The following is a 13,722-nucleotide window of genomic DNA, read 5'->3' as shown; positions in this document are numbered from 1 at the left end:
TTACAGGGGCACTGCCTCGTGCTGACGGCCGGTCGGAAGCAGCGCGAGGGGGACAGCCGCGAGCAAGGCCGCCAGGAGCGCGAGCTTCGCATAGCCGGCCGCGGCGAAGATCGGACCGGCAGCGACGCTGCCGATGGCGGACGAGCCCCAGACCACGGCCTCGACCCCGCCCTGGAGTTGGAGCCGCAGTGGTGCAGGCAGATCGCCGCTGAGCAGGCTGCTCCCACCGACGAAGCAGAGGTTCCAGCCGTAGCCGAGCAGGAACAGGGCCACGGGCAGACCGACGGTGTGGGAGGTCGGCGCGGTGAACGCCACGACGTTGGCGACGACGAGTACCACGGCGCCCCCGGCGATCGTGGCTCTCGCCCCCCACCGGTCGGTCAGCCGGCCCGACACCGGTGAGAGCGCGAACATTCCCGCCATGTGAGCGCTGAGCACCCAGCCCACCACGTCGAGACCGTGTCCGTGCGTGTGCAGCTGAAGTGGGGTCATCGTCATGACCGCCACCATCACGAGCTGGGCCGTCACCATAGCGGTGACCGCGAGCACGACGGTCGAGGTGCGCAGCGCGGCGCGAAGCACAGGCCAGGACAGTCGACCAGGCTCGCCCACGGCGCGGGCGCGCGGCAGGGTGGCCGCGACCGCGGTCGCGGCCACCGTGGTCCCCACGGCGAACACGAAGGTGCCGGTGTCGCGAGGAAGTCCCACGCCCGCGGCGAGCGTCGCAGCGGGCGCGATGAGGCTCGGTCCCACGAGCGCGCCGACCGTCCCACCCCACACGACGATGCTCAGCCCGAACCCGCGGCGCTCAGCGGGGAACATGTCAGCCGCCGCGTACCGGGAGAGCTGTGCGCTGGCATTACCTAGCCCGAGCATGACCATCGCCGCCACGAGCAGGGACGCACCCACGAGCAGGGACATGGTGCCCGCGATGACGGCGAGAGCAGCGACGATCGCGCCGAGGACCGCCACGGCGTAACCCAGCACCAGCCCGGCGCGCCGGCCACGGGTGCGCATGACGGTCGAGAGGCTGAGCGCGCCGAGTGCCGTCCCGACCACCCCCGCGGCACTGGGGATTCCGCCCCACGCGTCGCCGACCCAGCCCGAGATCACGAGGACCGCGACAGTCGTGGCGGGCACCATCGACAGGTTCATCGCCACCACCCCGACCAGCAGCGCGCCCGTCGACCAGCGACGTGTCGTCGAGGTGGTCGCGGTGCCCACACTCATGACGACGTCCCGCTCAGTACAGGTGGCAGGCGACGTCGACGCCGTCCGCCGGCCGCAGGCGCGGGTCCTCGCCCTGGTGGAACTCCACGGTCACGCCACCGTCGTCGGTCTCGACCCGCCGGACACCCCGCCACAGCGGCTCGTCGGGGTTGGACTGGCGGAGACGCTCGACGAGGGCGGCGACGTCCGCGGCCTGACGCCCCCTGCCGGGTGTGAGACGCGCCGTGTGTCCGGGTGTGTCGAGGCTGTCGAGGTTGCCGATCGTCTTGCGCTCGGCCTCGTAGCGCGTCTCGTCCAGGGTCAGCCAGTGCTGCTCCAACACTGCCCGCAGGTCGCGGGTCTCCCACCCGCACCGTTCGAACGCCTTGGGGCAGCGCGGGTGGAAGGAGCAGCCGAGCGGCGGCGCCGCGGCGTCGGGCACCTCACCCCGAGGAATGTCGCGCGGCACGGTGGCATTGGGGTCAGGATCGGGCACCGCCCGCAGGAGCGCCTGGGTATAGGGGTGCTTCGGGGCGGTGAAGATCTCCTCGGTCGGCCCGATCTCGACGATCCGTCCGAGGTACATGATGGCGACACGGTCGCAGAAGAACTTCGCGCTCGCCAGGTCGTGCGTGATGTAGACGTACGTGAGGTCGAGATCGCGCTTGAGGTCGAGCATGAGCTCGAGAATCTTCGCCCGCACACTCATGTCGAGCATGGAGACCGGTTCATCAGCCACGAGCAACTCGGGTCCCATCACGATGGCGCGAGCCAAGACCGCGCGTTGCTTCTGCCCACCCGACAGGTCGCTCGGATACTTGCTGAGGAACCGTTCGACGGGCGTGAGACCGACACGTTCCAGCGCCTCAGCGACGCGGGCGCGGCGTTCGCTCGCGCTCCGGGCGAGCTTGTGGATCCGGAGCGGGTCGCCGACGGCGGTCTCGATGTCCATGGATGGGTTGAGTGCCGCCGCCGGGTCCTGGAACACCATCTGCAAGTTGCGGCGCAGTGGCCGGAGTCGGCGCTCCGACATCCGGGCCAGGTCCTGTCCGTCGTAGCGGATCTGGCCGCCGGTCGGACGCACGAGGCCGAGGAGCGCCCTGCCCAGCGTGGTCTTGCCGCTGCCGGACTCTCCCACGAGCCCGAGGACCTCACCACGGCGCAGCTGGAACGTCACGCCATCGACGGCCTTGACGACCCCACCACCCGCGCCGAGCAGTCGGCCGAAGGAGCTGCCGCGCAACGCGTAGTGGACCTGGAGGTCACGGACGTCCATGAGGATGTCGGCGGGTCGCGTGATCTCGACGCCGGAGGGCGCTGGAGCCACCGCGGTTCGCGACGCAGGCTCAGGCTTCGTCGGCACTGCTGATCTCCTCCCGGACCAGAGGTTCGGTGTCCTCCCGGCTGAGCTGGTCTGATGGCGCGTGGAGCCAACACGCCACCCGCCCACCGGCCGACGTCGTGACGTCCAGCGGGTCCCGTCGACGGCAGACCCGCATGGCGTCCGGGCAGCGGGGATGGAAAGCGCACCCGGACGGTGGCGCCACGAGGTCCGGTGGCGCACCGGGGATGTAGTGCAAGCCGGTGGTGCGCAGCGAGATCGTCGAGCGCAGCAGCTCCCGTGTGTAGGGGTGCTGCGGTCGAGAGAAGACCTCGCGGGCGTCCCCCTCCTCCACGATGTGCCCGGCGTACATCACCGCGACCCGGTCGCAGGCCTCGGCGACGATGCCGAGGTTGTGGGTGATGAGCAGCAGCGAGGTGTTGAAGCTGCGACGCAGGTCGGCCAGGATCCGGATGATCTGTGCCTCGACGAGCACGTCGAGCGCCGTGGTCGGCTCGTCGGCGACGATGAACGCCGGTCGGAGCACGAGCGCCAACGCGATCATGATGCGTTGCCGCATCCCACCGGAGAACTCGTGGGGATAGGCGTGGTACCGCGACGGCGGGATGCCCATCCGGCGGAGGGTGTCGATGGACCGGCGACGAACCTCGTCCTTGCTCAGCTGGGGCTCATGCGTGCGGAGGGTCTCCTCGAAGTGCTCGGAGATCCGCATGAGCGGGTTCAGCCGAGTCAACGGCTCCTGGAAGATCATGCCGAGCTCGGGTCCGCGCAGCTTCTCGAGCTGGCGTGGCCCGGCCTTGAGGAGGTCGTTTCCGCGGAAGAGGATCTCGCCGTCCGCTTTGGCCCCGGGAGGCAGGATGCCGAGGATGCCGCGGCCGAGCGTCGACTTGCCGCAACCGGACTCCCCCACCAGCCCGAGCGTCTGGCCGGGCCGTAGGTCGAACGAGACCCCGTCGACGGCTCGGACGGCGCCCCGCTCGCTGCCGTACCAGACTCGCAGGTCGCGTACGGACAGCACCGGCTCGTCCGCGGGACCGAGGGCGTGCGAGTCGCGCGGATCGGTTCCGAGCGTCGAGGACGTCATCGCGAGCCTCCTTCGGTCGACGAGCGCTGCCGCGGCGGGAGCTCGACTGGCAGCAGGCGACGGACCCGCAGCGTGGGGTTGAGCGTCTCGTTGAGACCCTCGCCCATGAAAGTCAGCGCCATCACGAGCAGCACGATCGCCAGGCCGGGAAACACCCCGGTCCACCAGATGCCCGAGGTGGCGTCGTCGACGGCGCGGTTGAGGTCGTAACCCCACTCGGCGGCCTCCGTCGGCTGGATGCCGTAGCCGAGGAACCCCAAGGCCGCCAGCGTTCCCACCGCGTCCGCGGCATTCAGCGTGGCGATCACCGGCACGCTCTGGATGACGTTGGTGAACAGGTAGCGGGACATAAGGACGGCCGGTGGGGCTCCGAGCGCGCGGGCGGCCTCCACGTAGGTGGCTTGCTTGGCGCTGGCGGTGCTGTTCCGGACGACGCGGAAGTACTGCGGGATGTAGACCGCGGTGATCGCGGCGGCCGCCGAGGCGATGCCTCCCCCGATCTTGTCCGATAGCAGGAACGCCACCACGATGGCGAGCAGTAGGTAGGGGAACGCGAACAACGCGTCCATGACCAGCACGAGCGTTCGGTCGAGCCAACCACCGACGAAGCCGGAGATCAGCCCCAGGACGACACCCACGACGATCGTGAAGGTCAAGGAGAGCAGGACGACCTTGAGCTCGGTCCGAGCACCCCACACCACGCGGGAGAAGACGTCGTAGGTCTGGACGTTCGTGCCGAACCAGTGCTCGGCGGACGGCGGCGCCTGCTTGGGGAACCTCGTGCCGTTCTCGTCGGTCACCTGGTTGAAGTCGTAGGGGGCGATGACCGGCGCGAGGATGGCGACCAGCGCGATGAACGCCGTGACGGCGGTGCCGGCGACGAGCATCCACCGAGCGATGCCGGCCGACTGCCGGTAGGGCGTCGCGACGACGTACCCCACGCGCCGCAGCAAGGACCTGCGTTCGGACGGGCCGTGGAGGGTGCCCGCGTCCACCGTCGGTGTGATGGCCATGTCAGTACCTCACCCTCGGGTCGATGAGGGCGTTGACGACGTCGATGAGCACACTGATGGCGACCACGACGAGCGCGAAGATCGTCATGATGCCTTGGACGGCGATGTAGTCACGAGCGTTGATGTACTGCACGAGCTGTGACCCGATGCCCGGCCAGCTGAAGGTCGTCTCGGTGAGGATCGCTCCGCCGAGCAGCATCGCCATCTGGATGCCGAGCACGGTGACGAACGGCGCCAGGGCGTTGCGGAACGCGTGGTGGAGAACGACCCGACGCTCGGCGATGCCCCGCGCTCGTGCCGCCTCCACGTAGTCGTCCCGCAAGGTCTGGGCGACGTTGACTCGGATGAGCCGGATGAAGACACCGGTGAGCAGTAGGCCGAGGGTGACCGCCGGCATGACCAGGTGTAGCAGGCCGTCGTTGAACGCGTCCCAGTTGCCGGCGAGTGCCGCGTCGAGCAGGAAGATATTCGTCACCGACGGAACCGTGGCCTGCGCGATTGGACTGGCCTGTTGCCCAGGTGGTAGCAGACCGAGGGCTCCGGTGAAGACGATGATCGCGATGATCCCGACGAAGAAGACAGGCGCGGCATAGGTCAAGACCCCGAAGACGCGGATGACGACGTCGAGCCAGGTGTTGCGGTACCTGGCCGCGATGAGTCCGAGCGGGATCCCGATCGTCAACGCGACGATCAACGCGGCAACCGCGAGGGTCAACGTCGCCGCGCCGTTGACCGCCAGGATGTCGCTGACAGGTCGGTTGTCGCTGACGGCTGTCCCGAGGTCGCCCCGCACCACGTGGCTGAGGTAGTTCCAGTACTGCACGAGGATCGGGTCGTCGTATCCACCCGCCGCGCGCCGGCGTGCCAGTTCCTCCGGCGGCAACCGTCCGCCCAGGGCGGCCGAGACGGGATCTCCGGGAGCCACCCGCAGCAGGAGGAACACGAGCGTCAGGAGGACGAGAACGTTGGGGACCACCAGAGCCAGGCGTACGGCGAGGTAACGCCGTAGCGAGCCTGTTCGGGCCGTCATCGCAGGACCTACCTCCCTGTCACCCTTCCTGTCAGGAGAAGGGCTCCGTCGCCTAGCGGTGCCATGGCGACGGAGCCCTCTCGCGTTCTCGACCGATGGCCGCCCCGGCTACTTCGCCTTGCTCGTGTCGACGAGCCAGAAGCGGAAGGTGTAGAGCGGGTCGAAGGTCTCCTCGACTCCGGTGACCCCGTCGCGGACGGCCGCGATCATGTTGTCCTGCCACAGCGGGATGAGCGGCGCCTCGTCAGCGGCGATCTTCTGGATCTCCTCGAAGGCCGCCTGCCGCTGCGCGGGGTCGGTCTCGGACTTCTCCTTCGTCAGCAGCTCGTCCATCCTCGGGTTGGAGTACCCGTAGCCGTCGCCGATGAAGTTGTTGGTGGCGTAGAACGGCGAGAGGTAGTTGTCGGTGTCGGGGAAGTCCGGGTACCAGCCCAGCTGCCAGGCGTCGTAGGCGCCGGCGGCGTAGTCGCGCTTGTACTGCTCCCAGTTCGACGACTTCAGCTCGACCTTGAACAGGCCGTCGGCCTCCAGCTGCCGCTTGATCTCGGCGAACATGTCGGCCGACGCCTCGCCGTAGTGGTCAGGGCTGTACCAGAGCTGGACGCTGACGGGCGTCGTCACACCCGCCTGCTGCAGGAGCTGCCGAGCCCTGGCCGGGTCGGGCTTGTCACCGTAGGCGGTCTTGAACACCTCGTCGTGCCCGGGCAGGCCCTTGGGAACCATGGTGTAGAGCGGGCTCACCGTGTCGTTGTAGACCTGCGTGGCGATGGACTGCCGGTCCAGCAGGAGCGCGACCGCCTGGCGGACCTCCTTTTTGGCGAAGGGGCCGTTCTTCGTGTTGAACGTGAGGTACTGGATACCGGTGCCCTCACCCTTGACGACGCGAACGCCCTTGGACGCGCCGTTCTTCTCCAGGTCGGCGAGCAGAGTCGGCGTCAAGGTCCGGTAGGCCACGTGGACGTCACCGCTTTCCACGGCGGTCTTCAAGCTCGCCTCGTCCTTGTAGACCTGGATGAGCACCTGGCCGTTGGCGAGCTTCTTGTCGCCCTTGTAGTTCTCGTTGGGCTCCAGCACGATCTGCTGGGACGGGTCGTACTTGGTGATCTTGTACGGCCCGGAACCGATGATCGTGTCGTCGCCCATGGGCTGCAGCTTGTCGGCCGGGTACTTCTCGTCCGGCACGATCGAGGCGGCGCCCGTGGCCAGCCGGTACGGCCACGTCGCGTCGGCGAACTTCAGGTGGAAGACCACGGTCTGCGGGTCAGGCGCCTCCGTGGACTCCAGCTGGTCGGCGAAGATGCTGGACGGGCCGTTGGGGTCGGCGATCTTCAGCATCCGGTCGAAGCTGAACTTCACGTCCGCGCTCGTGAGCGGGCTGCCGTCGGAGAAGACCAAGTCCTTCTTCAGCGTGCACGTGTACGTGGTGGGATCGGTGAACTCGCACTTCTCCGCGGCGTCGGGCTCTGGCGTGGTACCGCCCGGCGGAATCGTCAGCAGCGTCTGCGCGGTGTTGTAGAGCAGCTGCCATCCGGGCATGTCGTACGAGCCCGCGGGGTCGACCGTGCCGAACGCCTCGGTCGTCCCGAAGACCAGGGGGGCTTTCTTGTCGGGCTGGTCGCCACCACCGCTACCGCCCTGGTCGCTGGTCCCGCCCCCGCAGGCGGCGAGCACGAGCGCCGCCGCGGCGCCCATTGCCAGCGCCTGGATCGTACGGCTGGTGCTTGGTCGCATGTTCCACCTCGGTCGTCAACGGAGTGGGCCGGGTGAGGCCCGCCCCGCACGATAGTCGGCGGTGGCCAACACCGGAACGAGGCCCTGCCCTCCTGACGATTCCGATCACACAACAATTGCCCGAAAGCCGCGGCGGACGCCGGATAAACGTCGTCAAACTCGCCCCATTTCACGGGCCTCAATGGCGTGGACGCGACCGGCACTGTGAGGAACGACATTCACTCGCTCACCTCCACGCCGGTCACGAAGCGCATTCGCAGTGATGCGTTGCGCATTCTCTTGTCCCGATCCGCAGCCCAGCACAGGCCGAGCCCCCGGGTCGCACCCGAGCGCGACCGGGTGGGGAGAGACCAGCCCGCAGCGACGGCGGTGAGGTTAGGGCGAGGTGCGCGGCTCTAGGTGTTGAAGTACTTCGCCTCGGGATGGTGGACCACGATCGCGTCGGTCGACTGTTCCGGGGTGAGCTGGAACGCCTCCGAGAGCTGAACCCCGATGCGCTCGGGGCGAAGCAGCTCCACGATCTTGGTCCGGTCCTCCAGGTTGGGGCAGGCGCCGTAGCCGAGCGAGAACCGCGCACCGCGGTAGCCGAGCCGGTGAATCATCTCCTGGATGTCGTCGCGCTGGTCTTCGTGCCCGAAGCCCAGCTCCGCCCGCATCCGGGCGTGCCAGTACTCGGCCAACGCCTCCGCCAACTGCACCGAGAGCCCATGTAGCTCGAGGTACTCCCGATAGCGGTTCTCGGCGAAGAGCCTCGCGGTCTCCTCGCTGATGCGCGAGCCGACCGTCACGACGGTGAAGCCGACGACGTCGATCTCGCCGGACTCCTCCGGACGGAAGAAGTCGGCCAGGCACAGGTGCCGGTCGCGTCGCTGGCGAGGGAAGGTGAACCGGCAGCGCTCTCCCCCGTGGCGGTCGAGGATGACCAGGTCGTCTCCCTTGCTGACGCACGGGTAGTAGCCGTAGACGACACCCGCCTCGAGCAGCCCATCGGTGTGGATGCGGTCCAGCAACGCCCGCAGCCTCGGTCGTCCCTCGGTCTCGACGAGCTCCTCATACGACGGGCCATCCTTGGCGCGACTCGGCCGAAGTCCCCACTGACCGAGGAAGAGCGCGCGCTCGTCGATCATGGCCGCGTACTCGGCGAGCGGGATTCCCTTGACCACCCGGTCACCCCAGAACGGAGGCGTCGGGATGGGGTTGTCGACCGCCACGTCGGAGCGGGTCGGCATCTCCTCCGGCGGTGTCTGACGCAGCTGCGGGGCGCGGACCCGGCGCTTGCGCAGCGCGGGAAGCGACGCTCCCGGGACGCCACGCTTGACGTCCATGACGGCGTCCATGAGGCGCAGCCCTTCGAACGCGTCTCGGGCGTAGCGAACCTCGCCCTGGTAGATCTCGGCGAGGTCCTCCTCGACGTAGGCCCGGGTGAGTGCAGCACCCCCGAGCAGTACCGGCCACCGCTTCGCGAGACCTCGGGCGTTGAGCTCCTCGAGGTTCTCCTTCATGATGACCGTGCTCTTGACGAGCAGACCGGACATGCCGATCGCGTCCGCGTCGTGCTGCTCAGCGGCCTCGATGATGTTGCTGATGGGCTGCTTGATGCCGAGGTTGACGACGTTGTAGCCGTTGTTGGTCAGGATGATGTCGACGAGGTTCTTGCCGATGTCGTGCACGTCTCCCTTGACAGTGGCCAGCACGATCGTGCCCTTGCCACTGTCGTCGGTCTTCTCCATGTGGGGTTCGAGGTAAGCCACCGCCGCCTTCATGACCTCGGCGGACTGCAGGACGAACGGCAGCTGCATCTCCCCCTTGCCGAACAGCTCGCCGACGACCTTCATCCCCGACAGCAGCTCCTCGTTCACGATGTCGAGGGCCGCCCGCCCGCTGTCGAGTGCCTCTTGCAGGTCGGCTTCGAGCCCGTTGGCGTCGCCGTCGATGATGCGGCGGCGCAGGCGCTCCGCCAGGGGCAGCGAGGCGAGCTCTTGAGCCCGCGACGCGCGCGCGTCCGACGCCTTGACGCCCGCGAACAGCTCTAGCAAGCGCTGCAGCGGGTCGTAGCCCTCCCGACGCCGGTCGTAGATCAGGTCGAGGGCGGCCTGTCGCTGCTCCTCAGGGATCCGGGAGATCGGCAGGATCTTGCTGGCGTGCACGATGGCCGCGTCCAGGCCGGCTTGGACGCACTCGTGCAAGAACACGGAGTTGAGGACTTGGCGCGCCGCGGCGTTGAGCCCGAAGGAGATGTTCGACACCCCGAGCACGGTCTGCACGTTCGGGTGCGCCTGCTTGAGACGACGGATCGCCTCGATCGTCTCGATGCCGTCCCTGCGGCTGTCGTCCTGTCCGGTGGCGAGGGTGAAGGTGAGACAGTCGATGAGGATGTCGTGCTCGGCCATCCCCCACGTGGTGGTGAGGGTGTCGATGAGGCGCTCGGCGATGGCGACCTTCGCGTCGGCGGTGCGAGCCTGGCCGTTCTCGTCGATGGTCAGCCCCACGACGGCTGCCCCATGCTCGCGCACCACCGGCATGATCCTGGCGAACCGGCTCCCCGGACCGTCGCCGTCCTCGAAGTTCACCGAGTTCACCACGCACCGGCCGCCGAGCATCTCCAGGGCGGCCTCGATCACGGCTGGCTCGGTGGAGTCGACCATGATCGGCAAGGTGGACGCGGTGGCGAGCCGGGACGCGAGCTCCCGCATATCGGCGACGCCGTCGCGGCCGACGTAGTCGACGCACACGTCCAGCATGTGGGAGCCGTCACGGATCTGCGCCCTCGCGATCTCCACGCAGTCGTCCCACCGGCCCTCCAGCATCGCCTCACGGAAGGCCTTGCTCCCGTTGGCGTTGGTGCGCTCGCCGATGGCGAGGAAGGACGCGTCCTGCCGGAAGGGCACGTGCTGGTAGAGGCTCGAGGTGCCGGGCTCGACCACCGGCTCACGCGGGGCGACCTCCCGGCCGCCGACCCGTTCGACCAGCTGCCGGATGTGCTCTGGTGTGGTGCCGCAGCACCCTCCGACCAGGGAGAGGCCGTAGTCGCGGACGAACTGGTCGTGAGCGTCGGCGAGCTCCGCCGGCGTGAGCGGGTAGACGGCGCCGTCGGCGGTGAGCTCCGGTAGGCCCGCGTTGGGCATGCACGACAGGGCCGTCCGCGCATGCCGGGCGAGGTAGCGCAGGTGCTCGCTCATCTCGGCCGGGCCGGTCGCGCAGTTGAGGCCGATGACGTCGACACCGAGGGGCTCGAGTGCGGTCAAGGCCGCCCCGATCTCGGACCCGAGCAGCATCGTTCCGGTGGTCTCCACCGTCACCGAGGCGATGAGCGGAACGTCGACGCCGAGAGCCGCGCGGGCGCGCTTGGCTCCGATGATCGCGGCCTTCGCCTGCAGAAGGTCCTGGGCGGTCTCGATGATCAACGCGTCGGCGCCGCCTTCGATGAGGCCTTCGGCGCAGCGTTGGTAGGCGTCCCGCACGACGGCGTAGGGAACGTGCCCCAGCGTCGGAAGCTTCGTCCCAGGGCCCATCGACCCGAGCACCCACCGCGGTCGATCGGGCGTGGCGTACCCGTCAGCGACCTCGCGGGCGAGTCGGGCGCTGGCCAGCGAGAGCTCGTAGACCCGGTCCGCGATGCCGTACTCACTCAGCGCGGTGAAGTTCGCACCGAACGAGTTGGTCTCCACGCAATCCGCCCCTGCCGCCAGGTAGGCGTCGTGGATCGCCTGGACGATGTCCGGCCGAGTCACGTTGAGGATCTCGTTGCACCCTTCATGGCCCTGGAAGTCGCCTGGGTCGAGCTCGTGCGCCTGGAGCATCGTGCCCATCGCACCGTCCGCCACAAGCACGCGCTCGCGTAACGCCTGGCGGAAAGTCGCTGCTGTTCGGGTCACCATGAGCTCCTTGGTCTCGGACGGAACAGCCCAGCCTACTCAGGACCGTCCAATTCTTGGACGGCATTCTCGCGTGGCGAGATCGTGTCCGTCGGTCGTGCGGCCGCGGCCGGCGCATGATAGGTCTCGACGTGAGAGCGGCGGCGCGCAGACGTAGGCTTGCGGTGACGGGTGCCCCCAGAACAATCCCTCCAACGGCAGGGCACCAAGGAGGAGGACGATCCACGTGATCGAGCTGGAGGGCTCGCACGACCTACGAGACCCGGTCCTGCTGGCGGCCTTCGAGGGGTGGAACGACGCCGCGGACGCGGCCAGCGCCACGATCGACCACCTGGCGACGGTGTGGAAGGCCCGCGACGTCGCGGCTATCGACCCCGACGACTACTACGACTTCCAGGTCAACCGTCCCACCGTCCGCGTGAACGAGGGCGGGGTTCGCAGCCTCGTCTGGCCGACCACCCGCATCATGGTCGCCACCCTGCCCGATGCGCCCCGCGACGCCGTGCTCGTCCGCGGGATCGAACCGAACATGCGGTGGCGGCAGTTCTGCGACGAGATCCTGGCGGTGGCCGACACCCTCGGCGTCTCCATGTGCGTCCTGCTCGGAGCGCTCCTGGCCGACAGCCCGCACACCCGGCCGATTCCGGTCACCGCCTCAGCGAGCGATCCCAGCTTGGCCACCTCGCTCGGGCTCGAGCAGTCGAAGTACGAGGGACCGACCGGCATCCTGGGGGTTCTCCAGGACAGCTGCCAGCGGGTGGAACTGCCGTCGGTGATGCTCTGGGCGGCCGTGCCGCACTACGTCGCCCAGCCGCCGTGCCCCAAGGCCACACTCGCCCTGCTGCGGAAGGTGGAGGACCTTCTCGATCTGACGATCCCGCTGGGCGACCTCGTCGAGGACGCCCGGGCGTGGGAACGGGGAGTCGACGACCTCGCCCGTGACGACACCGAGGTCTCCGAGTACGTCCGCTCCCTGGAGGAGGCGCGGGACGCCGCTGAACTACCGGAGGCGACAGGTGAGGCGATCGCCCGGGAGTTCGAGCGGTACCTGCGCCGTCGTCCCCACGGAACCGAGGACGTCTAACGGCGCGCGGCTCTCCGCATGCGGCTAGGCGGCGTCGGGGCGGAGCTGGACGCCGAGGAGGGCGTCACATACGTCGACGACGAGGTCCCGGCTGTGCGCGTGGTCGTGTCGGTCGGGACCAGCGTCCGCGAGCGTCGCCTCGGCCCAGGCGTCCACACAGGCGAGGGCGGCTGGGGTGTCGAGATCGGAGGCGAGGGCGGCCCGGACCTCGTCGAGTACCTTCCTGCCATCCGCGCAGGTCGGGCGGGCGGCGGCCGCGCGCCACCGGTCGAGACGTTCCTGGGCGTCGCGCAACACCTGCGAGCTCCACTCCCAGTCCTCGCGGTAGTGATGGGACAGGACGGCCAGTCGGATCGCCATCGGATCCACACCGTCGGCGCGGAGCTGAGCGGAGAAGACCAGGTTGCCCTTGGACTTCGACATCTTCTCCCCGTCCAGCCCGACCATGCCGTGGTAGACGTAGGCGTGCGCGAACGGCTCCTCGCCGGTCAGCACCTGCGCCAGCGACGCGGACATCTCGTGGTGGGGGAAGACCAGGTCGGATCCGCCACCTTGGACGTCGAACCCCATGCCCAGGTAGCGCAGCGCGATCGCGGTGCACTCGACGTGCCAGCCGGGTCGGCCACGTCCGAGCGGGGTGTCCCAGGCCGGCTCGCCTGGGCGCTCGCCGCGCCACAGCAGGCTGTCGAGCGGGTCGCGCTTGCCCGGTCGGGTCGGGTCACCGCCACGCTCGGCGAACAGCTCGCGCATCTCCGCCTCGTTGAGGTGGGACACCTGGCCGAAGCGCGGATCCGCCGAGACCGGGAAGTACAGGTCGCCGTCGAGGGAGTACGCCGCGCCACGCTGCCGCAGTCGTTCGATGGTCTCCGCCACCAGGGGGATGGACTCCACGACACCGACGAACTCGGTGGGCGGCAGGACCCGCAGGGCCGCCATGTCGGCTCGGAAGAGGTCGGTCTGCCGCTCGGCGAGCTCTCGCCAGTCCTCACCCGTCTCGTCGGCACGCTCCAGCAACGGGTCGTCGACGTCGGTGACGTTCTGGACGTAGTGGACCTCCAGCCCAGCGTCGCGCCAGGCCCGAGCAAGCAGGTCGAACGCGACGTAGGTGGCGGTATGGCCGAGATGGGTGGCGTCATAGGGCGTGATGCCACAGACGTACATCCGCGCCCGCTCACCACGCGCGCTCACCCGTCGTTGGCCGGTGGCGTGGTCGTGAACCAAGGGCACCTGCCCAACTCCGGGCAGCCGAGGAACCGCGGGGGCGACCCAGGCCTTCATGACCACGCAGCCTATAGGTCGATCCCCAGCCCGGATCGGGGGCGGCGGAGGGCACTGTCCCCACGTGGCCGTCCCC

The 13,722-nt window shown here is 68.9% G+C and carries 9 protein-coding genes; 1 reads left to right on the top strand and 8 read right to left on the bottom strand.

The features are described 5' to 3' along the window. The 7 genes from DFJ64_RS18975 to metH form a co-directional block, all read right to left on the bottom strand. Positions 1 to 1,230 (bottom strand): MFS transporter, encoded by a 1,230-nt coding sequence (locus tag DFJ64_RS18975; protein WP_115851660.1) that lies wholly within the window; start codon positions 1,228 to 1,230, stop codon positions 1 to 3. 13 nt (positions 1,231 to 1,243) lie between these two features. Beyond that, positions 1,244 to 2,572 (bottom strand): ABC transporter ATP-binding protein, encoded by a 1,329-nt coding sequence (locus DFJ64_RS18970; protein WP_245941244.1) that lies wholly within the window; start codon positions 2,570 to 2,572, stop codon positions 1,244 to 1,246. Next, positions 2,556 to 3,635: an ABC transporter ATP-binding protein gene (locus DFJ64_RS18965; RefSeq protein ID WP_115851659.1), complete on the bottom strand. Its 1,080-nt coding sequence runs from the start codon at positions 3,633 to 3,635 to the stop codon at positions 2,556 to 2,558. Before DFJ64_RS18965 ends, DFJ64_RS18970 begins: the two co-directional genes overlap by 17 nt. Beyond that, complete coding sequence (locus DFJ64_RS18960) at positions 3,632 to 4,648, bottom strand: ABC transporter permease (RefSeq protein WP_115851658.1); 1,017 nt, start codon at positions 4,646 to 4,648, stop codon at positions 3,632 to 3,634. Before DFJ64_RS18960 ends, DFJ64_RS18965 begins: the two co-directional genes overlap by 4 nt. Before the next feature lies 1 nt (position 4,649). Continuing rightward, a complete protein-coding gene (locus DFJ64_RS18955; protein WP_115851657.1) occupies positions 4,650 to 5,678 on the bottom strand; it encodes an ABC transporter permease in 1,029 nt (342 codons plus the stop codon). Positions 5,679 to 5,786: 108 nt separating this feature from the next. Continuing rightward, positions 5,787 to 7,409: an ABC transporter substrate-binding protein gene (locus tag DFJ64_RS18950; RefSeq protein ID WP_115851656.1), complete on the bottom strand. Its 1,623-nt coding sequence runs from the start codon at positions 7,407 to 7,409 to the stop codon at positions 5,787 to 5,789. A 395-nt stretch (positions 7,410 to 7,804) separates the two neighbouring features. Continuing rightward, positions 7,805 to 11,287: a methionine synthase gene (gene metH, locus DFJ64_RS18945; RefSeq protein ID WP_115851655.1), complete on the bottom strand. Its 3,483-nt coding sequence runs from the start codon at positions 11,285 to 11,287 to the stop codon at positions 7,805 to 7,807. 223 nt (positions 11,288 to 11,510) lie between these two features. Here metH and DFJ64_RS18940 point away from each other — a divergent pair, with 223 nt between their 5' ends. After that, entirely contained in the window at positions 11,511 to 12,368 is an 858-nt protein-coding gene (locus tag DFJ64_RS18940; protein ID WP_115851654.1) for a PAC2 family protein, read from the top strand. A gap of 24 nt (positions 12,369 to 12,392) precedes the next feature. Here the strand turns inward: DFJ64_RS18940 and mshC are convergent, their stop codons facing one another. After that, complete coding sequence (mshC, locus tag DFJ64_RS18935) at positions 12,393 to 13,646, bottom strand: cysteine--1-D-myo-inosityl 2-amino-2-deoxy-alpha-D-glucopyranoside ligase (RefSeq protein WP_115851653.1); 1,254 nt, start codon at positions 13,644 to 13,646, stop codon at positions 12,393 to 12,395. Positions 13,647 to 13,722: the final 76 nt, after the last annotated feature.

The sequence above is a fragment of the Thermasporomyces composti genome (assembly GCF_003386795.1).
In the GTDB taxonomy this organism is placed as follows: domain Bacteria; phylum Actinomycetota; class Actinomycetes; order Propionibacteriales; family Actinopolymorphaceae; genus Thermasporomyces; species Thermasporomyces composti.
This window is presented reverse-complemented; position numbering and strand designations above follow the sequence as displayed.